This is a genomic window from Streptomyces durmitorensis, assembly GCF_023498005.1.
Classification (GTDB): Bacteria; Actinomycetota; Actinomycetes; order Streptomycetales; family Streptomycetaceae; genus Streptomyces; species Streptomyces durmitorensis.
Genome location: NZ_CP097289.1, coordinates 8,577,797 through 8,597,969 on the forward strand (window position 1 = coordinate 8,577,797; position 20,173 = coordinate 8,597,969).

Annotated in this window: 21 protein-coding genes; 9 read left to right on the forward strand and 12 right to left on the reverse strand. The window is 71.7% G+C overall.

Going from position 1 to position 20,173, the window contains the following annotated elements; translation table 11 throughout:
* Positions 1-122 precede the first annotated feature (122 nt).
* The 4 genes from M4V62_RS38385 to M4V62_RS38400 all read right to left on the reverse strand — a co-directional run bounded on the left by M4V62_RS38385 (position 123) and on the right by M4V62_RS38400 (position 5,257).
* The gene (locus M4V62_RS38385) at positions 123-1,373 is read right to left on the reverse strand and encodes a cation:proton antiporter (RefSeq protein ID WP_249591802.1); all 1,251 of its coding nucleotides are present in this window, start codon (positions 1,371-1,373) and stop codon (positions 123-125) included.
* 4 nt (positions 1,374-1,377) lie between these two features.
* Positions 1,378-1,863 carry a cation:proton antiporter regulatory subunit gene (locus tag M4V62_RS38390; protein WP_249591803.1) on the reverse strand — a complete coding sequence of 162 codons (486 nt, stop codon included), beginning with the start codon at positions 1,861-1,863 and terminating at the stop codon, positions 1,378-1,380.
* A gap of 108 nt (positions 1,864-1,971) precedes the next feature.
* A complete protein-coding gene (locus tag M4V62_RS38395) occupies positions 1,972-3,513 on the reverse strand; it encodes an ATP-dependent DNA ligase (RefSeq protein WP_249591804.1) in 1,542 nt (513 codons plus the stop codon).
* Between the two features lie 247 nt (positions 3,514-3,760).
* Positions 3,761-5,257 carry a sigma factor gene (locus M4V62_RS38400; protein ID WP_249591805.1) on the reverse strand — a complete coding sequence of 499 codons (1,497 nt, stop codon included), beginning with the start codon at positions 5,255-5,257 and terminating at the stop codon, positions 3,761-3,763.
* A gap of 207 nt (positions 5,258-5,464) precedes the next feature.
* On the opposite strand from M4V62_RS38400, the gene ssgD reads away from it, so the two are divergent.
* Positions 5,465-5,878 (forward strand): spore wall synthesis regulator SsgD, encoded by a 414-nt coding sequence (gene ssgD / locus M4V62_RS38405; protein WP_249591806.1) that lies wholly within the window; start codon positions 5,465-5,467, stop codon positions 5,876-5,878.
* A gap of 91 nt (positions 5,879-5,969) precedes the next feature.
* On the forward strand, positions 5,970-6,704 hold the full coding sequence (locus M4V62_RS38410; RefSeq protein WP_249591807.1) for a siderophore-interacting protein: 735 nt from the start codon (positions 5,970-5,972) through the stop codon (positions 6,702-6,704).
* On the opposite strand, the gene M4V62_RS38415 is transcribed toward M4V62_RS38410, so the two are convergent.
* The gene (locus M4V62_RS38415) at positions 6,680-7,870 is read right to left on the reverse strand and encodes a D-alanyl-D-alanine carboxypeptidase family protein (protein ID WP_249591808.1); all 1,191 of its coding nucleotides are present in this window, start codon (positions 7,868-7,870) and stop codon (positions 6,680-6,682) included. The two genes, M4V62_RS38410 and M4V62_RS38415, sit on opposite strands and share 25 nt — an antisense overlap.
* A 150-nt stretch (positions 7,871-8,020) precedes the next feature.
* Here M4V62_RS38415 and M4V62_RS38420 point away from each other — a divergent pair, with 150 nt between their 5' ends.
* Positions 8,021-8,722 (forward strand): restriction endonuclease, encoded by a 702-nt coding sequence (locus tag M4V62_RS38420; protein ID WP_249591809.1) that lies wholly within the window; start codon positions 8,021-8,023, stop codon positions 8,720-8,722.
* Positions 8,723-8,800: 78 nt separating this feature from the next.
* Here M4V62_RS38420 and M4V62_RS38425 read toward each other — a convergent pair whose 3' ends face one another.
* Positions 8,801-9,595: an NAD(P)H-dependent oxidoreductase gene (locus tag M4V62_RS38425; RefSeq protein ID WP_249591810.1), complete on the reverse strand. Its 795-nt coding sequence runs from the start codon at positions 9,593-9,595 to the stop codon at positions 8,801-8,803.
* Positions 9,596-9,692: 97 nt separating this feature from the next.
* Here M4V62_RS38425 and M4V62_RS38430 point away from each other — a divergent pair, with 97 nt between their 5' ends.
* Positions 9,693-10,580, forward strand: coding sequence for a helix-turn-helix domain-containing protein (locus tag M4V62_RS38430; RefSeq protein ID WP_249591811.1), 888 nt, complete (start codon positions 9,693-9,695; stop codon positions 10,578-10,580).
* A gap of 45 nt (positions 10,581-10,625) precedes the next feature.
* On the opposite strand, the gene M4V62_RS38435 is transcribed toward M4V62_RS38430, so the two are convergent.
* The gene (locus M4V62_RS38435; protein ID WP_249591812.1) at positions 10,626-11,117 is read right to left on the reverse strand and encodes a glutathione peroxidase; all 492 of its coding nucleotides are present in this window, start codon (positions 11,115-11,117) and stop codon (positions 10,626-10,628) included.
* 16 nt (positions 11,118-11,133) lie between these two features.
* Positions 11,134-11,934: an ABC transporter permease gene (locus tag M4V62_RS38440; protein WP_249591813.1), complete on the reverse strand. Its 801-nt coding sequence runs from the start codon at positions 11,932-11,934 to the stop codon at positions 11,134-11,136.
* Between the two features lie 150 nt (positions 11,935-12,084).
* On the opposite strand from M4V62_RS38440, the gene M4V62_RS38445 reads away from it, so the two are divergent.
* The 3 genes from M4V62_RS38445 (at position 12,085) to M4V62_RS38455 (ending at position 14,633) form a co-directional block, all read left to right on the forward strand.
* On the forward strand, positions 12,085-13,170 hold the full coding sequence (locus tag M4V62_RS38445) for an S-(hydroxymethyl)mycothiol dehydrogenase (RefSeq protein ID WP_249591814.1): 1,086 nt from the start codon (positions 12,085-12,087) through the stop codon (positions 13,168-13,170).
* Positions 13,170-13,799 (forward strand): MBL fold metallo-hydrolase, encoded by a 630-nt coding sequence (locus M4V62_RS38450; RefSeq protein WP_249591815.1) that lies wholly within the window; start codon positions 13,170-13,172, stop codon positions 13,797-13,799. Before M4V62_RS38445 ends, M4V62_RS38450 begins: the two co-directional genes overlap by 1 nt.
* 114 nt (positions 13,800-13,913) lie before the next feature.
* Positions 13,914-14,633: a DUF2470 domain-containing protein gene (locus M4V62_RS38455; RefSeq protein WP_249591816.1), complete on the forward strand. Its 720-nt coding sequence runs from the start codon at positions 13,914-13,916 to the stop codon at positions 14,631-14,633.
* Here M4V62_RS38455 and M4V62_RS38460 read toward each other — a convergent pair.
* Positions 14,604-14,894, reverse strand: a complete 291-nt coding sequence (locus M4V62_RS38460) for a YkvA family protein (protein WP_249591817.1) — start codon at positions 14,892-14,894, stop codon at positions 14,604-14,606. The genes M4V62_RS38455 and M4V62_RS38460 overlap by 30 nt on opposite strands.
* A gap of 195 nt (positions 14,895-15,089) precedes the next feature.
* On the opposite strand from M4V62_RS38460, the gene M4V62_RS38465 reads away from it, so the two are divergent.
* Positions 15,090-16,289 (forward strand): amidohydrolase family protein, encoded by a 1,200-nt coding sequence (locus M4V62_RS38465; RefSeq protein WP_249591818.1) that lies wholly within the window; start codon positions 15,090-15,092, stop codon positions 16,287-16,289.
* The gene (locus M4V62_RS38470; RefSeq protein ID WP_249591819.1) at positions 16,282-16,863 is read left to right on the forward strand and encodes an isochorismatase family protein; all 582 of its coding nucleotides are present in this window, start codon (positions 16,282-16,284) and stop codon (positions 16,861-16,863) included. The genes M4V62_RS38465 and M4V62_RS38470 overlap by 8 nt, the downstream gene beginning before the upstream one ends.
* Positions 16,864-16,881: 18 nt before the next feature.
* Here the strand turns inward: M4V62_RS38470 and M4V62_RS38475 are convergent, their stop codons facing one another.
* Genes M4V62_RS38475 through M4V62_RS38485 form a run of 3 tightly spaced genes read right to left on the reverse strand, consistent with a single transcriptional unit; the run spans position 16,882 to position 20,023 of the window.
* A complete protein-coding gene (locus tag M4V62_RS38475) occupies positions 16,882-17,667 on the reverse strand; it encodes an SDR family NAD(P)-dependent oxidoreductase (RefSeq protein ID WP_249591820.1) in 786 nt (261 codons plus the stop codon).
* Positions 17,668-17,684: 17 nt separating this feature from the next.
* A complete protein-coding gene (locus tag M4V62_RS38480; RefSeq protein ID WP_249591821.1) occupies positions 17,685-18,359 on the reverse strand; it encodes a TetR/AcrR family transcriptional regulator in 675 nt (224 codons plus the stop codon).
* Positions 18,360-18,412: 53 nt separating this feature from the next.
* Positions 18,413-20,023: an alpha-amylase family glycosyl hydrolase gene (locus M4V62_RS38485; protein ID WP_249591822.1), complete on the reverse strand. Its 1,611-nt coding sequence runs from the start codon at positions 20,021-20,023 to the stop codon at positions 18,413-18,415.
* Positions 20,024-20,173 lie beyond the last annotated feature (150 nt).

Here is a 20,173-nt window from a genome sequence, read left to right on the forward strand (position 1 = left end):
CGGCGGTTTCGGCTTTGGAAGCAGGGTGGACGGCCAATGCTCGACATGATCGGGCCATGGCCGCGCTTCGGCGCCCACCCTGCGCCGGAATCAGACTGCGCCGGAATCAGACTGCGCCGGAATCAGGAACGGCCCCCCGTGCCCTGCCCGTCGAGCGAGTCCTCCGTGGCCGGGACCGGCTCCCGCTGAGGAGGCAGAGACACCGTAGCCGTGGCTTTGCGGCTTCGGGAGAGCCGTGCGGCCACCGGCTGCGCGAAGCGTGCGGTCAGCGGGCCGACGATCACGAGGATCAGGACGTACGCCGTGGCCAGCGGGCCGAGCGACGGTTCGATGCCCGCGGTGACGGCGAGCCCCGCGATGACGATGGAGAACTCGCCGCGCGCCACAAGCGCACCGCCCGCCCGCCACCGCCCCTTGACGGAGATCTTGGCGCGGCGGGCCGCCCAGTACCCCGTGGCGATCTTCGTGCACGCCGTCACGACGGCCAGTACAAGCGCGGGAAGCAGCACCGGCGGAATGCTCGCCGGATCGGTGTGCAGGCCGAAGAAGACGAAGAACACGGCGGCGAACAGGTCCCGCAGCGGCGCGAGGAGACTGTGCGCGCCCTCGGCGACCTCGCCGGACAGGGCGATGCCGACCAGGAACGCCCCCACGGCGGCGGAGACCTGGAGCTGCTGCGCGATCCCGGCGACCAGGATGGTCAGACCGAGGACGACCAGGAGCAGCTTCTCGGGGTCGTCGCTCGACACGAAGCGCGAGATGACGCGGCCGTAGCGCACGGCGAGGAACAGCACCAGACCGGCGGCCCCGAGCGCGATGCCCAGGGTGAGACTGCCCGCGGCCCAGCCGACACCGGCCAACAGGGCGGTGATGATGGGCAGATACACGGCCATCGCCAGGTCTTCGAGGACCAGGATGCTGAGGATGACGGGCGTCTCACGGTTGCCGAGGCGGCCCAGGTCGTTCAGGACCTTCGCGATGACTCCGGACGACGAGATCCAGGTGACGCCCGCGAGGACGACGGCGGCGACAGGACCCCAGCCCATCAGCAGGGCGGCGATCGCGCCCGGCACGGCGTTGAGCCCCATGTCGACCAGACCGGCCGGGTACTGGGTCTTGAGGTTGCTGACCAGATCGCTCGCGGTGTACTCGAGCCCCAGCATCAACAACAGCAGAATGACGCCGATCTCGGCGCCGATGGCGACGAACTCCTCACTGGCGCCGAGCGGAAGCAGCCCGCCCTCGCCGAACGCGAGCCCGGCGAGCAGATAGAGGGGAATGGGGGAGAAGCGGAACCGTCCGGCGAATCTGCCGAGCAGCCCGAGCGCGAGGATGATCGCGCCGAACTCGATCAGGAAGACAGCGGAGTGCATCGAATCACTCCCGCCCGAGTATCGCGGCGGCGCTCTCCACACCCTCGCGGGTGCCGATCACGATGAGGGTGTCCCCGCCCGCGAGGCGGAAGTCCGGCGCGGGCGACGGAATGGCCTCGGCCCTGCGCAGGACGGCCACGATCGAGGCGCCGGTCTCGGTGCGCATCTGGGTCTCGCCGAGCACCCGCCCGTTCCAGTGCGAGGTGCCGGTCACCTCGATGCGTTCGGCGACGAGACCGAGGTCGGTGGTGTGCAGGAGGTTCGGGCTGTGGTGCGAGGGCATCAGCGCGTCGATCAGCGCGTCCGCCTCACCGGAACTCAGCCGCAGCGAGAGGGCGCACTCGTCGGGGTCGTCGGCACGGTAGGCGCTGAGGGTGCGCGCGCCGTCCCGGTGCGCGACGACCGAGATCTGGCGGTGTTCTCGGGTGGTCAGGTCGTACCGGATGCCGATGCCTGGGAGTGGCGTCTGGCTGAGACGTGATGCGGACACAGCTCTTCCCCTAGTTGCTGATTGGCTGGTGGGCGTCAATACGGCGTTAAGGTCACCCTATCGGCCCGTTCTTTGCCTGAACTTGGTGGTAGAGATCCCGCCTCGCGCCTAAGACTGACCCTCCGCCAACACCGTCTCGACGGAATCGGCTTCCGTGGGCGACTTGTCCTCGCGATAGCGGACGACCCGGGCGAAGCGCAGCGTGACGCCGGCCGGATAGCGGGTGGACTTCTGCAGCCCGTCGTAGGCGATCTCGACGACGAGCTCGGGGCGTACGGTCACCACGAATCCGTCGTCGCTGACCGCGAGCTCACGGAGCCGCTCGGTCTGCCAGGCGAGCATCACGTCGGTCATGCCCTTGAAGGTCTTCCCGAGCATGGCGTACGTACCGTCCGCGCGCCGGGCGCCCAGGTGGAGGTTGGACAGCTTGCCGGTCCGCCGCCCGTGCCCCCACTCGGCGGCGAGGACCACGAGATCCAGGGTGTGCACCGGCTTGACCTTCAGCCAGCTCGCACCACGGCGGCCGGCACTGTACGGCGCGTCGAGGGCTTTGAGCACGACGCCTTCATGGCCGCGACGCAACGTATCGGCGAAGAACTCCTCGCCGACGCGGAGTTGAGCCTCGTCGGCGGGGTCGTCGACGAGGGCGCGCCGCACCCGCATCGGTTCGGGCGCGAGCCGCGCCAGGTGACTGTGCCGCTCGGCGAACGGCAGGTCGAGCAGATCCTGTCCGTCGCTGTAAAGGACGTCGAAGAAGACAGGCGACACGGGAAGTCCGGCGGCGGCGGTGGCGACATCGACACGGGACCCGACGCGTCCGGCGATCTCCTGGAAGGGCCGGGGTCTGCCGTCGCCGCCGGGCGAGATGACCTCACCGTCGAGGATGAAGGCTTCCCCTGCCAACTCCCTTGCTGTGGAGGTGACTTCGGGGAGCCGATCGGTGATGTCATCGAGGGTGCGGGTGTAGACGCGGACGTCGTCCCCGTCGCGGTGCACCTGGACCCGGATGCCGTCCAGCTTCTCCTCGACGGCGCACGCCACCCCCAGCTTGCCGACGCCTTCCGTCACGGATCCCGCGCCGTGCGCCAGCATCGGGAGCACGGGCCGGCCGACGCTGAGCCGGAACTCGTCCAGGGAGCTCGGCCCCCTGGCGAGGAGAGCCTCGGCGACAGGGGTCACCGCTCCGGCCAGCATCACCGCGCGACGCACGGCGGCCGGCGGGGCCTCGGTGGCTCGGGCGAGACCTTCCACGGCGATGGCGTCGAGTGCACCCTGCCGGACCTCACCGGTCAGCAGCCCGAAGAGAAACCGCTGCTCCTCACCGGTGGCGGCCCCCATCAACTCCCTGACCAACCGCTTCCGTCCGGCCTGTGACCCCTGACCTGAGAGGGCGCCGATGGCGGTCAGGGCATTGTCCGTGGCCTGAACGGTGAGGGTGGGTTCGACGGCGGGCGCGGGCGGCTCCTTGAGCAGACTCCACCCGATGCCGAGCCTCCCTTGGGGGAGGCGGCCCGCGAGGTAGGGAATGACGATGGGGGCGTCGGCGGGGGTGGCCGCGCGGAAGAGATCGGCGAGGAGGGCGATCTTCTGGGAACGGGCGGGGGTGGTGGCCACGGCGGCGGACACGTGGGCGAGGCGGGCTAGGAGCATGCGGTGTCTGTTCCCCGATCCCGCCCCTTCCCGAAACCAGGAGGCTCCGCCCTCTGGACTCCCGTACAGGATGGCCTCAATCGCCGGCCGGGCTGGAATTCTCCAGCCCGGCCGGAATCTTCCAGCCCGTCCGGCGTTTGAGGACGAACTCGGCAGAGCCGGTGATGACGGTGCGCAAGGCCCCCGCGCCAGAGGGTTTTCGGGAAGGGGCGGGGTTGGGGACTGAATCTGTCGCCCCGACCCCCTCCTACGGGCTGTGGCAGATATAGATCGGCCCGACCCAGGGCTCACAGACCGGCTCCGGCGGAGGCGTGGGCTCGACCGGGGTCGGCTCGACCGGAGTCGGGTCCACCGGAGTGGGCTCCGGGGTGGGCGTCTGCGGCGTAGGCGTAGGCGTGGGAGTAGGGGTCGGCGTCGGGACCGGCGGCGCAACAGGCTCCGTCGGCTCGGCAGACGGCGCGACCGGCTTCGCCGGCTCAGGAGGCGCCACCGGAGCCACCGGCTCCGCCGAACCCTGCTGCTCAGGCTGAACCGGCGGCTCAGGCACAGGCGCCTCCGGCTTCGCCGGAACTGGAGCCTCCTCGGCGGCGGGTTTCTGCTCCGGAGGCTCCGGAGCCGCGGGACGAGGTGCTTCCGGCGGACGAGGCTCCGGCGGACGAGCAACAGGACCCGCCGGAGCGGAAGGCCGCTCCGGCGCCCCGCTCTCGACCGAGGCAGCCCGCTGCGGCGGCACCGCATGGCCCGAACCCGCACCCGAACCCGCACCCGACCCCCCGAGCACAAGCCCCGCCGCCACAGCAGCCCCCGCCACGGACGCGCCCACGACCCCCACCGCGGCAGCGGGCAGCTTGCCGCCCCCGGTGAGGACGTGACGTACGCCGTGCAGCAAACCGCCATGCCCGTTCGAAGCGGAAGCAGAAGCAGAAGCAGAAGCCGAGCCCACCCCCACAGAACCCGCGGCCAACGGCAGGAGGAACTCGCCCGCGCCCCCCAGAACGAGGATCAGCAGCGCAGGTCCGACCAGCGCGGGCAGCCGATCGTTCGCGCGGGCGAGCAGCGCGAGCCTGCCCCGGCAGTCGGCGCACGCGTCGAGATGGGCGAGGAGCTGCTCGGACTGCCGGGCGGAGGCCTCGCCGCGTATGTGGCCGGGTATGCGGTCCCAGTGCTGCTCGCACGCGGGATCCTCGGGCGTCCCGGGATGTGCGCGCAGGAAAGCCTGCCGCATCCCCTCGCGGGCCCGGTGGAGCAGCACGGCCGTCGCGCCCTGCCCGGCGCCGATCCGGCGGCCGACCGTCTCCAGCGGCTGCCCCTCCGCCTCGGCCAGCCACAGCGCCTTCACCCACCGCTCGGGCAACTGCCCGAGCACGCGGCCGAGCAGATCCACGGAGGACACACGGTCGCCGGGGTCGTCACCGCTACTGGTCACCGCGCCGACGGCCTCCGCGGCATGCGGATCACGCGGCGTCTCGCGCCCGGCATCGCGCCCCACGGCCACCGCGAGATTCCGCACGGTCGTCATGAGGTACGCCGGTACGTTCTCGATCTCGTGGCCCGCGGAGAGCCGCCGCCAGACACGGAAGTGCGCCTCGGCGACGAGATCGTCGGCGACCCAGGCGTTGCCGGTCAGCGAGCGCGCGTAGGCGACAAGGCGGGGCTGTTCCTCCTCGTAGATGCGGGAGTACGTGGCCGTGGCGGGCGTGGTGACGGGCCCGTCGGCGGATACGTCGGCGGATACGTCGGTCATGGCAGAGCACTCTCCCGGTCCCACTGCGGGTGGTTCGGACGAATTCGAAACACTAAGGGGTAAATGTCTGACTTGTGATGCGGGAGTGGCGCAGGTCACAGGGATTGGCCCGCGTGTCGCGTAATGAACACCCTCGCCACGGACTCGAACAGTCACGGAAGAAAGCAGAGCGAGCAGCGGCAGCTGCGCCAGAAGAGGAGTCCGATCATGGCCGTCACCCTTGAGCAGCCCGCCCGCGCCCGCCTGGTCACCTCTGAAGGGCGCGAGCGCCCACTGCCCGTGACCCTGCGCTACGAGGCGGCCGACCCCCTGGCCGTCCAGATCACCTTCCCGCCGGAGGCCTCCCTCGACGGTGCGGAAGTCACCTGGATCTTCGCCCGCCAGCTCCTTGAGGAGGGCCTTCGCGCCCCCGCGGGCGGCGGTGACGTGCACATCTGGCCGTGCGGGCGGGCGCGCACGGTTCTGGAGTTCCATGCGCCGCAGGGTCTTGCCCTGGTCCAGTTCGACAGAGCCGTGCTGCGGCGATTCCTGCTGCGTACGTACGCGGTCGTCGGTACGGGGCGCGAGGCCGCGGGGCTCGACCTGGACCAGGATCTCGCCCGCCTCCTCGGTGGAGTCTGAGCGCGCCGTACGTGCCCGGCGATGATTAGGTTAGGCTGCCCTAACTCAATCGTGGTGGGCGGTTTCCGGCCGCTCAGGGGAGGGGAATCCGATGGGGCACGGCTGGGAGGGCGCGGTCCTCAAGCTGTTCCGCGGCAAGGACTTCGAGTTCACCGTGACCGGCGCCGAGGACGTCACCGAGCACTACCGGCGCCTGCGCCTCACGGACGGCGGCATGCTCGCGCAGACCGGAGTGCATCCGACGATGTGGGTGCGTCTGTGGTTCGACCAGGCGGACGGCAGGCACCACCAGCGCGCCTACACCCTGGTGGACCCCGATCCCGTCGCCGGTACGTTCAGCCTGGAGTTCGCCCTGCACGACGGCCGCGCGAGCGACTGGGCGCGCAAAGCCGGTGCGGGGGACAGGATCGAGGCCACCCTGCAGGGCACCGGCTTCGACGTGCCGGAGCCGCCACCCGCACGGCTCCTGGTGATCGGGGACACGGCGGCGGTCCCGGCCGTCAACTCACTCCTCACCGCCATGCCCGACGTGCCGGCGACCGTCTGGCTGGAGACGCAGCACGCCTCGGACCATGACCTCGACCTGCGCCTCGATCCGGCCCTGCACGACCTGCACCGGGTGGAGCGACGCGACGCCGGAAGCCACCTGGTCGCCGAGGTCAAGGCCGCCTTGCCCGCGCTGGTGGAGGACCCCACCGACGTGTACGCGTGGATCACCTGCGACACGACGACGACCCGGGCCCTCACCTCATACGTCCGCAAGGACCTTTCGATCCCGAAACAGCGCGTGCACGCGCTCGGCTACTGGCGCCCCGCGAAGCGGTAGGCACGGACCGTCCGCCGCCGCCGGATCACCACCACCGAACCCGCCACCAGGGCCGCCGCACCCGCGACGACGAGCAGGATCGCCGTCCAGTCCGAGCCGTCCGCCTCGACCCCATGGGCGGCGAGCTCGGCGGCGTGCGCGGGACCCTGCGCCGTGCCCTGACTCTCGCTCCTGGGGATCAGCGAACCCACCGGCCTGACGTGGTCCGCCGCCTTGAAGCCCCAGTCGAGGAGCGACCTGGCCTCTTCGTACACGCGGTGTCCGCCGCTCACCTGAGGGTTCATCACCGACACGATGAGGGTGCGGCCGCCGCGCTGCGCCGCGCTGATCAGGGTGTTGCCCGCGTGGCTGGTGTAGCCGTTCTTGATGCCGAGCAGGCCGGGGTAGCGGGCCACGCCGTCGGCTCCGGTGAGCAGGCGGTTGGTGTTCTGGATGGGGTAGGACCAGTTGCCGTTCGGGAACTTGGCGACCGACGTCGAGCAGTAGCGGGCGAACTGCGGGTCCGCGAGCCCCGCCCGGCCGAACACCGCAAGGTCGTACGCCGAGGAGACCTGCCCCGCCGCGTCGTAGCCGTCGGGGGAGACCACATGGGTGTCGCGGGCGCCCAGGGAGCGGGCCTTGGCGCGCATCTGACGGACGGTCTGCTGCCAGCCGCCGTTGAGCTCGGCCAGCACGTGGACGGCGTCGTTGCCCGAGCTGAGGAACACGCCACGCCACAGGTCGGCGATGGTGTAGCTGCGCCCCGCCTCCACGCCCACGAGGCTGCTGCCCTCACCGACCTCGGAGAGCTCGCTCTGGGTGACCTTGTGCCGGGCCACGGCGTCCAGGTGGGGCAGCGCGGTGAGGGCGAAGAGCGACTTCAGGGTGGAGGCGGGCGGCAGTTGACGGTGCGCGTTGTGCGCGGCGAGCACTTCGCCCGAACGGGCGTCGGCCACCAGCCAGGAGAGCGCGGAGACGTCGGCGGGGACGGCCGGGGCGCCGGCACCGGGGCGGGCCTGGACGCCCGGCCGGTCCAGGAGGTCCGAGGTGTACGCGGGGCCCGGCTTGGGCGGCGTGGGCTCTTCTGTGGCGGCCGTGGCGAAGGGTGTGGGCAGGAGGACCAGAGCGGCGACCGCGAGGGCCGCGGTGCGGACGGATGAGGAGCGCGGGAGGTACCTGATGACCATTCAGCCACCGTATGAGCGCGGCCCGAAGCCCGCAGGTCAGCTTGGTCCGGCTGGATGTACGGGGTGGCCGGCGACCGTGTGTGCGTGCGCTCTTCCCGAACCCGCCGTCCCTGCCCACACTGCTGTGCAAGGACGGCGGAGGGGGCCCTGATGACCGCTCGACGGGGACGGCGTACGGCGGCGAGCAGGCGGCGCGAGGCGAGGCGCAGGACGGGTGCGGTGGGCGGCGCCGCCCTGCTGCTCCTGGTGGTGGTGTTCTGGTCGGCCATCTGGCCCTACGCGGCAGGGGTGTTGATCCTCGGTGGCCTCGGGTTCGTGGGGTGGTGGCTGTGGCGCACGGACCGGATGGCGCGCGGCCGTGATCGCGCGTGGCGGCGCGAGGACGCGGTGCGGGCGGGCCACCGGACGCTCGCGCGGGCGGACGCGATGACCGGCACCGAGTTCGAGGAGCTGGTCGCCGAGCTGTGCCGCAGGGACGGGTGCACCGAAGTGCGCCGCGTGGGCGGGGCGGGGGACAACGGCGCCGATGTCGTCGGGCGGCTCCCGGACGGCAGGACCATGGTCGTCCAGTGCAAGCGCTACGCGCCGAGCAGCACCGTAGCGAGCCGCGAGATGCGCGATCTCCTCGGTTCGCGGGTGCACTTCGGGGCCGATGTGGCGATCTTCGTGACGACCACGCGGTTCAGCCGCCCCTCGGAGACCTTCGCGGCAGGGCACGGCATCGTGGCCGTGCACCGTGACCACCTGGGCCTGTGGAACAGCGGCGCCTCGCTGGAGTCGCTGCTCGGCGTGAGCGGTGCGGGCCAGGGGGACACCCGGCACCGGGCGCGGTGGAAGAAGACGTACGGATAGCGCCGTACGCCAGGGGAGTTATGGGTTCGGTCGCCATGGCCGCCCCCTCGCTCCCGCCGTCCTCCAAGGGCCCGCCGCTCAGCCGCGTGGCCGGACGTGGAGATCCGGTCCGCTCGTCCCGGGCGCCTCCACGCCGGGCAGCAGCCGCATGTCGTGGTCGTAGTCGCCGCCGACGAGCGACCGGAACGGCACGGGCTCATCCGTGAACAGCCCGTCGAGCCGACGCCCGTACGCCCGCTTCGCCGCCGCGAACCGATCCTCCGGCAGGTCGTTCGACGCGTAGACCGCGAACGGTTCGAGTGGCTCCATGCCGGTGAAGAAGAACAGGCCGTGCTGCAGCGGATGCAGGACGTCCGTCAGGCGGCCATGGATGCCGCGGTCGGAGAGCGACGACTCCCGGGCCCCTGCCGTCACCGACACCAGAGCCCGCCGCCCCGCGAGCGCGCCCCCGCTGTAGGGCGGAGGGACCGCCGGGCCGTAGCCGAACCCCGCGGTGAACACGCGGTCGATCCAGCCCTTCAGGATCGCGGGCGCGGAGAACCACCACAACGGGAACTGCAGGATCACCGCGTCCGCCCGGCGCACCTTCTCCTGCTCCGCCGCGACGTCGGGCGAGAGGCGGCCCGCGAGCGTCTCCCGCTCGGAGGTGGCCATGACGTGCAGCCGCCGGTCGGCGACGTGGTCGGGGAAGTCGTCGGCGTCCACCGTCGCCTTCCACTTCATCGCGTACAGATCGGAGACCTCCACCTCGTGCCCGGCCGCGCGCAGTTCGTCGACCGCGAAGGCGGCCAGTGACGCGTTGAGCGAGCGGGGTTCCGGATGGGCGCTGACGACGAGGATCTTCTTCGGCTGCTGGGGCGTGGCTTCGTTCATGACGCCACGTTCTCCCGGACGGGACGGGCGAGCCAGAACCCTGTTGAACCGTCGGAACGCCGATCCTGGTACTGCGAGGGCCACGCATACTTGATCCATGGACGGCGTGGACCAGATGAAGAGCAGTGACGGGATCGGCGACACCCGCCGGGCACTCGGCGGATTTCTGCGCGCCCGCCGGGGGCGCGTGGCGCCGGAGCACGTGGGCATCGCCGGCGGCCGTCGCCGACGGGTGCGCGGCCTTCGCCGCGAGGAGCTGGCCCAGCTCGCCGGGATCAGCGTGGACTACTACGTACGTCTCGAACAGGGCAGGGCCACCCAGCCGTCCCCCGAGGTGCTCGACGCGCTCGCCGGGGCGCTCGGCCTCGACGCGGCGGAGCGCGGGCACCTGGCCACCCTGGCCGCGGCCCGGCGCGACCCCGCGCCCACGGCCCGGGTCAGCCCGCTGCTGCGGCGGATCCTGGACTCCATGGCCGACTTCCCGGCCTTCGCGACGGACCACCGCCTCGACGTGGTGGCCTGGAACGGCCTCGGCGCAGAGCTGATGGGCGGTCTGGCCGAACCACGGCGGCGCGACAGGAACAACGCCCGGTTCCTCTTCCTCGACCCGGCGTCGCGCGAGGTGTTCCCCGACTGGGGCGACAGGGCGGCGGAGGCCGTGGGCCAGCTGCGGGTGGCGGCGGGGCGCTACCCCGAGGACGCGGAGCTGGCCGCGCTCATCACCGAACTGGCCGCGCGCAGCGCCGAGTTCCGCCGGATCTGGGACAGCGGCGAGGTCGTGATGTGCGCGGCGGGCCGCAAGCGGCTGCGGCACCCGGAGGCCGGGCTGCTCACCCTGGACTTCGAGACCTTGCACGTGCCGGCCGCCCCCGGTGAGACGGGGCTCGTGGTGCACGTGTTCAGCGCCGACGAGGGCAGCGCGGAGGCGACCGCCCTCGCGGGCCTGGCCCGGGAGGGGCTGGGCGGCCAGGCCCTCCCGGGCTAGGCCCGCAGACCGTCGAGTTCGGCGACTCCGCGCCCCTGCCGTGCGTTACTTCGGAAGGTTCGCCTCGATCGCGGCGAGGACCTCGGGAGCGTCCGGCTCGGTCTGCGGGCCGAACCGGGCCACCACGTCGCCGTCCGCGCTGATCACGAACTTCTCGAAGTTCCAGCGGATGTCGCCCGTGTGCCCCTCGGCATCCGCCTGGCCCACGAGGTTCGCGTACAGCGGGTGCCGGTCGTCGCCGTTCACGTCGACCTTCTCGGTCATCGGGAACGTCACGCCGTACGTCGCCGAACAGAACTCGGCGATCTCGTCCGACGTACCGGGCTCCTGGCCCATGAACTGGTTGCAGGGCACGCCGAGGACGGTGAAGCCACGGGCCGCGTACTTCTCGTGCAGACGCTCGAGGCCCGCGTACTGCGGGGTGAGGCCGCACTTGGAGGCGACGTTGACGATCAGAACGGCCTTGCCGAGGTACTGGCCCAGGTTCGCCGAGCCGCCCTGGAGGGCGCCGATCTCTGCATTTTCGTAGACAGACATGGTGCGGACCCTACGCTCACGCGGCCCCGCCGATCACTTCGGTCCCCGCCCGGTTCAGGCGCCCGCAGGCGACCAGCTCGACGGTCGCGGCCACCGCGATCGCCTGGACCGCCATGAGGGCGATCAGGACGAACAGCTGCACCGCGCCGGCGAGCACCGGCGACGCGCCGCCCAGGAGCATGCCGACGAACGCGCCCGGCAGCGTGACCAGGCCCACCGTGCGGGTCTGGTCGAGTCCGGGAAGCAGGGCGTCCGAGGCGGCGGGGCGGATCACCTCGAGCCGGGCGTCCCGGGCGAGCAGCCCGAGGGCGAGGCCCGCCTCGTACTCGCCGTTGCGGGAATGGAGCTCATCGAGGGCGCGGCGCCCGCCGAGCACCGTCGCGGTCAGCGCGCCGCCGATCAGGATGCCGGTCACGGGGATCATGGCGATGCCGCGCACCGGCAGGAGCCCGGCCAGGGCCAGGCAGGTCACCACCGGGACGACGGGGCCCGCGATCGGCAGCGCCACCCACCACCAGCTGCCGTTGGCGGTGATGCGGCGCCCCGCGGTGCGCGCGGCGACGGTGACCATCAGAAGCAGGAAGGCGAAGAGCGCCACGACATGGTGAATCACCCAGCCGATCGCCAGGGACACCACGCCCAGCTGCAGAGCCGCCCGTGCCCCGGCCACGAGGATCTCCCGCGCCCTGCCGTGCGACCCGTCGGGGGAGAGGCGGAAAACGGCGGCCGTCGTGGCCGCGGCGAGCAGCAGGACCAGGAGCGCCACACCGAGCGTCGCGTTGACCGGAAGCAGGGCTTGAGCAGCGAGATCGCGCACGCGACCACCCTAGGGCCTCTCGTTTGGATCAGGCCGGGTCCGCGGGGTCGTCGCGGAGCGGCCCGGTCTGTGAGGATGCGGGAAGAACATGTGATGCCGGACGAGTAAGTGACGCCGGAAGCTGGACCGGAAGAAAGAGGGGCTGACCTCATGGCGCAGCAGGTACAGGGCGTGATCGCGCGCGCGAAGGGCGAGCCGGTACGGATCGAGACGATCGTCGTGCCGGATCCGGGGCCCGGGGAAGCCGTGGTGAAGGTGCAGGCCTGCGGTGTCTGTCACACCGACCTGCACTACCGCGAGGGCGGCATCAACGACGACTTCCCCTTCCTCCTCGGCCACGAGGCGGCGGGCGTCGTCGAGTCGGTCGGCGACGGTGTCACGGAGGTCGCGCCGGGCGACTTCGTGATCCTCAACTGGCGTGCGGTGTGCGGCCAGTGCCGCGCCTGCCTGCGCGGCCGCCCCCAGTACTGCTTCGACACGCACAACGCCCAGCAGAAGATGACCCTCACGGACGGCACGGAGCTCTCGCCCGCGCTCGGTATCGGCGCCTTCGCGGAGAAGACCCTCGTCGCCGCCGGGCAGTGCACCAAGGTCGACCCGGCCGCGTCGCCCGCCGCGGCGGGGCTCCTCGGCTGCGGTGTCATGGCCGGCATCGGCGCCGCCATCAACACCGGCAACGTGGGGCGCGGCGACTCGGTCGCCGTCATCGGCTGTGGCGGTGTGGGCAACGCGGCGGTCGTGGGCGCGCGGCTCGCCGGAGCCGCGAAGATCATCGCTGTCGACATCGACGACAAGAAGCTTCGGACGGCCAAGGACCTCGGTGCCACGCACACCGTCAACTCCCGCTCCGCGGACCCGATCGAGGCGGTCCGCGAGCTGACCGGCGGCAACGGCGCGGATGTCGTCATCGAGGCGGTCGGCCGCCCGGAGACGTACGAACAGGCCTTCTACGCACGCGACCTGGCGGGCACGGTCGTCCTGGTCGGCGTGCCGACACCGGAGATGCGCATCGACCTGCCGCTCCTGGACGTCTTCGGGCGCGGCGGCGCGCTCAAGTCGAGCTGGTACGGCGACTGCCTGCCCTCACGCGACTTCCCGATGCTCATCGATCTCTACCAGCAGGGGCGGCTCGACCTGGACGCGTTCGTCACGGAGACGATCGCCCTGGCGGACGTGGAGAAGGCGTTCGAGCGGATGCACCACGGGGACGTCCTGCGTTCGGTGGTGGTCCTCTGATGGCGGCGCGCATCGACCACCTGGTCACCTCGGGCACGTTCTCCCTCGACGGGGGCACCTGGGACGTCGACAACAACGTATGGATCGTGGGGGACGACAGCGAGGTCGTGGTCATCGACGCCGCGCACGACGCGGACGCCATCGCGGCCGTGGTCGGGGAGCGGCGGGTCGTCGCGATCGTGTGCACGCACGCCCACGACGACCACATCGACGCGGCCCCCGCGCTCGCGGACCGCACCGGCGCGCCGATCCTCCTTCACCCCGCCGACGCGGAGCTGTGGAAGCAGACCCACCCCGACCGCGCCCCTGACGGCGAGCTGTCCGACGGGCAGGAACTCACCGTGGCGGGCACGGAGTTGAAGGTGCTGCACACCCCCGGCCACTGCCTGGGCGCCGTCAGTCTCTACGCGCCCGCGCTCGGCACGGTCTTCACCGGCGACACGCTCTTCGCGGGCGGGCCCGGAGCGACGGGCCGCTCGTTCAGCGACTTCCCGACGATCGTCGACTCGATCAGGGACCGGCTCCTCACGCTGCCCCCGGAGACGGTGGTGCGGACCGGGCACGGCGACAGCACGAGCGTGGGCGCGGAGGCGCCGCACCTGGAGGAGTGGATCGCCCGCGGTCACTGACCACGCTGCATCCGAAAGGCCCCGTGTGGTTCGCCGCGCGGGGCCTTTCGCGTACTGGCCCTGTTCCGCGATCTCCGATAAGTTAGGCAAGGCTTACCTAATGGAGGTTCAAGGATGGGTGTCCGTCACGCCAGCACGTCCGTGCCCACCGCAGCGGCACGCGCTCGCTCACTGCTCACCACCGCGTGGTCCTGTGCGGTGACCACGGAGATCGGCAGGGATGAACTCGTCGGCGCGCACAGCGTCACGCCGGAGGGCATCCTCCTGCTGTCCCCGCCCCCCGACAGCGCGCTGGCCACCGCGATGATCTGCGCGCCGCGCGGTGAACCGTCCACCCTGGTGGAGTTCGCCGACGTCGCCCCCGTGCCGGTCAGGGACCGGATCCGGGCCCGGCTGTGGCTCTCGGGGTCGCTGGTGCCCGACGGGGAGGGATTCATCTTCGCGCCGACCTGCGCCGTGCTGCACGACTCCACCGGCGGCCGGATCGGCATCGACCTCGACGAACTCGCCCTGGCGGCCCCCGATCCGCTGGCCGAGGCCGAGTCGCGGCTGCTCACCCATCTCGCCGACGCGCACGAGGAAGCCGTCGAGCAGCTGACCAAGCTCGTCTGCGCGGACAGCCTGCACGGAGTGGTGCGCGTACGCCCGCTGGCCATCGACCGCTACGCCCTCACCCTGCGCCTGGAGAAGGCCCGCAGCCAGGCGGACGTCCGGCTCGCCTTCGACGAACCCGTCGAGGACGTCACCCAGGTGACCGAGCGGATGCACATGCTGCTGACCAAAGCCCGGCACCTGCGACGCCCCCTACTGCGCCCCACGCCCCCCGATGCCTGAATTCGCCGACTTCATCGACCGCAGCGCGAGCACCAGCACCCCGATGTCATCGAGGAACACCGGATCGGGCAGCAGATCGGCCGGCAGGACGAGATAGGCGACCGCGCCCCAGAACACCCACTGGCGCTCGACCGGCAGCCCCGCCGCGCGCAGAGTGCGCCGCGCGTGGACCAGACGTACGAGCAGCGCGATCGCGACCGCGAGTGTCGCGGCCACCAGAATCGCGCCGGCAACAAGGAGGACCTTGATTTCCGTGCTCATCAGACCCTGACCTCCGTCCTGCGACATCCTGCGACGTCCTGCGCGGGCACTCGGCCCAGGCTATGGGTACCCGCGGGACGCCGCGCGAACATGCCTTCCGCTCCCGGTCGCGCGGCGGACGTTCTGCCCTCCCATGACGGACGATGGAGGCCGGCATCACGCCGGCTCCTCCAACTCCTTCCTGGAAAGGCAGAGATGAGCGAGACGAGCCAGACGCTGCTCACGGCAGGGCGGGTCCTGACCGGCCCGCGTGGCCGGTACGTCACGGACGGCGCCGTACTGACCCAGGGCACGGACATCGTCGCGGTGGGCGCCCGAGCCGAGGTCGAGCCCCTGGCGCGCGGCGTGTCGCAGCGGTTCGCGCTGCCCGACGCCACGGTGCTTCCCGGACTCATCGACGCCCATGTCCACCTGGTCTTCGACGCGAGCAAGGACCCCGTCGCGGTCCTGGACGCGCACAGCGACACCACCCTCATGGCGGCGATGGAGGAGCGGGCGCTGCAGTTCCTGCGCAGCGGTGTCACCACGGTGCGCGATCTGGGTGACCGGGGCCGCCTCACCCTGCGCCTGCGCGAGGAGATCGCCGCGTCCCGGGTGCCGGGACCGCGGATCGTCGCCGCCACGACACCGCTGACCACCAAAGGCGGCCACTGCTGGTTCCTGGGCGGTGAGGTCGAGGGCGAGAGCGAGATCCGTGCGCTGGTGCGGCGCAACGCCGAGCTCGGCGCGGACGTCATCAAGGTCATGGCAACCGGCGGCGGTCTCACCCGAGGCGGCCCCGCCACCTGGCAGCCCCAGTTCGGCGCCCCCGACATCCGCGTGATCGTCCGCGAGGCGCACCGGGCAGGGCTGCCGGTCGCCGCCCATGGACACGGCACCGCGGGGATCGTGGCCGCCGTGATGGCGGGCGTCGACACCATCGAGCACTGCACCTGGATGACGCGCAAGGGGTTCGACCTGCGCGAGGACGTCCTGGACGCCATCGTCGCCAAAGGCATCCGGATCTGCCCCACCATCAGCCCGAACTGGCGGATGCTGCCCATGTTCTTCGGCGCCGAACGGGCCGAGGCGATGTTCGACCAGGTCCGCACGATGGCGGAGCACGGGGCGCGCCTGATCGCCGGAACGGACGCGGGAGTGCAGCGTGCGGGCTGCGACGGTCTGGCCCAGAGCCTCGGTTTCTACCAGCACTTGGGCATCGAACCCGACCGCGTCATCGACATGGCGACCACGGAGGCAGCCGACGCCCTGGGCATCGCCGACCACGTCGGGCGCCTGGCCGCGGGCTACCGCGCCGACCTGATCGCGGTGCACGGCGATCCGCTCAAGGACGTTCAGGCCCTGGGCGATGTACGCCTGATCATGGCGAACGGCAAGATGGTGGACCATGAGTGAGTCATCGGCACATCCCGCCAAGCCCGTCCAAGCGCTGATCGTCGTCGACATGCAGTCCGCCTTCGTCACCGGAGAAGGCGCCGTGCCCGAAGCGGCCCGCGTCCTGGCCCGGACGACCGACCTGATCACGCGGGCCCGCGCCGCGGGCGCCCTCGTCGTACAGCTCCAGAACGACGGAGAGCCGGGGTCCGTCGACGAACCCGGCACTCAGGGCTGGGAGATACACCTTCCGGCGGACGCCGACCGCGGCGAGAGGGTCCTGCGCAAGACCGTCGACGACGGCTTCGAGGAGACCGGACTCGCGGACCTGCTCGCCGATTCGGGCGTGCGGGACCTGGCCATCTGCGGGGTGCAGTCCGAGATGTGCGTGCTGGCGACCGCGCGCAGTGCCCTGGAACTGGACTTCCGTGTCGTCCTGCCGCACGACGCACACGCGACGTACGACATCCCGGCCGCAGAGGGCATCAGCGACGTGGTCCCGGCGGCGATGGTGTCCCGGGTGGCCGAATGGGCCCTCGGCGACGAGGTGGAGATCGTCGCGAGGGCCCAGGACGTCGACTTCACCAAGCCGTAGGCCCGGCGGCCGTAGGGGTCAGCGGGCGGTGTACGCGCCGTCCACCAGGTGGTAGCTGCCGTGGATGAACGAGGCCCGCTCCGAGAGCAGGAACACGATCAGCTCGGCGACCTCCTCGGAGTGACCGAGGCGGCCCGCCGGGTGCAGGGAGACGAGCGCGTCGTACGCCTCCTTGTCCATGTTCTGCAGGAGCGGCGTCTCGATGAAGCCGGGGCCGACCGCGTTCACGCGGACGCCCTTCGACGCGTACTCGGCGGCGGCGGTCTTGGTGAGGCCGACGACGCCGTGCTTGGCGGCGACGTAGGCGGGGGAGCCCGCGAAGCCGACGGAGCCGAGTATCGAGGCGACGTTCACGATGGCGCCCGCGCCCGCGGCTTCCAGGACGGGGAGTTCATAGCGCATGGAGTAGAAGACGCCGTCGAGGTTCGTGCGGACGACGCGGTTGTAGACGTCGATGTCGTACGCGCCCGTCGGCTTGCTCTCGCCGCCGATGCCCGCGTTGTTCACGGCGAGGTCGAGCCCGCCGAACGTGTCGACGGCGAATCGCACGGCGGCCTCGACCGACGCGGGCTCGGTGACGTCCACGGCGACCGCGGCGGCCTTCACGCCCTCCGACAGGAGCTGCGCGGCGGCCTTCTCGGCGCCCTCGGCGTTGAAGTCGGCGATGACGACGTTCGCGCCGCCCTGGCCGAGGCGGCGGGCGGTGGCCAGACCGATGCCGGATGCGGCGCCCGTGACCAGGGCGGTCCTGCCCGCGAACTCGGTGGCGTAGTCGGGGACGGTGGTGGCGGGGGTGGTGCTCATGGTGCTCTTCACTTTCCTCATGCGATGTGGGAGGCCGCGAGGGCTGCCTCTTGGGTCAGGACGGCGTAGGCCCGCTCCACATGTGCGGTGAGGTCTGCGTCGTGTCCGTGCGTGCCGCGTGCCCAGCTGCGCAGGGCGGCGGTCAGCACTCCGGCGGCGGCACCGACGACGACGGCCGGGCGCTGGTCCCGGACGGGGTCGGTGCCGAGCCGGTCGGCGATGATCCGGACGGACTCGTCCTGGGCGTCGACCCGGACGCGTTCGTACGCGGCGAACAGTGCGGGTTCCGTGTCGACGAGGGCGAGCAGCGCCCGCGTCCGGGCCCGGCGGTGCAGGCCCGGGGTCTTTGGGTCGGTGAGCCAGTCGCGCACGGCCGCGCGGTAGGCGGCCAGCGGGGGCTCGTCGGCGGGGCGGGTGCGCAGGGCCGCGTTGATGCGGTCGCCGTCGGCGCGGGTGAAGTCGAGCGCCGCGGCCTCCTTGCTGCCGAAGTGGCGGCTGAAGGTGCGGCGCGTGACGTCGGCGCGCTCGGCGACGGCCTCCACGGTGACGGCCGCGAGGCCGTGCTCCAGGATCAGGTCGATGGCCGCGTCGGCGAGCGCTTCCCGGGTCTGCCGGGCCTTGCGCTGCCTGCGGTCCTCGCCGCCCCGGTCGGTGGCCGGGGCTCCTGGGCCGGATTCCGTCGCCTTGTTCATGTCTTCGACTGTACACCCGCGATGTCCCAATGGGACATCTGTCCCGTCGGGACTCAATCGGAGGCTGATGCGGCACGCAGATCGAAGACGCCGTACCCGAATCCTCGCGCCGTGACGGTGCCGCTCCCGGCCTCCACGCCGTCCGCCTCCAGGGCCCGAGGGGCCGTCGAGCCCACGGCATCGGTGGTGAACGCCGCCGGTGTGCTGCGGGGATTGATCACCACGAGATGGCGCCCGCCCCTGACGTACACGAACGGATAGCCGCTGTGCAGCACCTCCACCGAGCCGTCGGGGCCCAGCTCCGGGGAGGCCTTGCGCAGGGCGATCAGGCGGCGCACGAGGTGCAGCAGGGACGTGTCGTCGGCCTGTTGGGCGGCCACGTCGGGGCGCTGCGGGTCGGGGTCGACGGGGAGATAGAGACGGTCGGCCGTGGCGGTGGAGAAACCGGCGTTCGCGCTGTCGTCCCACTGCATGGGGGTGCGCGAGCCCGCGCGGTTGTAGTGCGGCCCGAGCACGCTGCCCTCGGTGTCGGGCAGGCCCGGGATGTAGCGCATGCCGATCTCGTCGCCGTAGTAGATCGCCGGGAGCGTGGGCCAGGTGAGCTGGAAGGCGAACGCCGCCGGAAGCTGCTCGGCCGTGCGCGGGCCGCAGTTGAGGCGGGAGAAGTCGTGATTGGAGGTGGGCAGCGAGATGTGCCCTGCGTCGCCGATGGCCTCGCGGGCCGCCCGCCACGCCTCGACGAACGTACGCGCCGAGCCCTTGCCGCTCGGGTCGAAGAAGCAGTCGACGGGGTCCCACTCCTCGGATGCGGTGCCCTCGCCGTTGTTCCACAGCGAGCGCAGGGGGCCGCCGTTGGTGGGTCCGCCGAACTGCAGGAAGAAGTCGACGTGGAACCCGGCCGGCACGGACACGGCCGGATCGCCCCACTCCGAGAGCAGCACCGCGTCCGGGTGGGCGGTGTCCAGCCAGCCGCGCAGCTCGGTCCACACCTCGGTCGTGGCCCTGCGGTCCGGGTCGTCCTTGACGAGGGAGTGCGCCATGTCGACGCGGAATCCGGCGAGGCCCAGGCGCAGCCAGTGGTCCATGATGTCGCGCAGGGCGGCCCGGTTGGCGCGCGGCCCCTCGGCGTCGACCGGCTGCCGCCACGGCTCGGCCGGATCCCTGCGCGCGTAACCGAAGTTGAGGGCGGGCTGGGAGTCGAAGAAGTTCGGCAGATACGCGCCGGGACGGCTCCCCGGGGACGGCACGAAACCGTTCGGAAGGCCCTCGGGCGCCCAGATGTAGCGGTGGTCGCCCGGGTCGTCGGTCGACGCGGTGAACCACGGATGCCGGTCGGATGTGTGCCCGGCCACCAGATCGAGCAGCACCCGGATCCCGCGCCGCCCCGCCTGTGCCACCAGCCTGGCCAGGTCGTCGTCCGTGCCGTAACGCGGCGCCAGGGAAAGGTAGTCGGAGACGTCGTACCCGGCGTCGCGGAACGGCGAGGTGAAGCAGGGGTTGATCCAGACGGCGTTGACCCCCAGCCAGGCCAGATGGTCCAGGTGCGCGGTGATGCCGTTGAAGTCGCCGATGCCGTCGCCGTCGGAGTCGGCGAAGGACTGCGGATAGATCTGGTAGAAGACGGCGTCGGAGAGCCAGGCGGGGGCGGGACGGAACGAAGTCATGGAAGGGGTGCGGCCTTTCCCTCGGGTGCATGCGGTTGAGGCGGGCGGGGCTGAGGCGTATGCCCCTCCAGCGTCACGGCCATGAGCGCCTCCGTCCAGCACACCTCCCTTCCCTGCCCTCGGCGTGCGGCGGCGTGTGTCGGCGTGCGG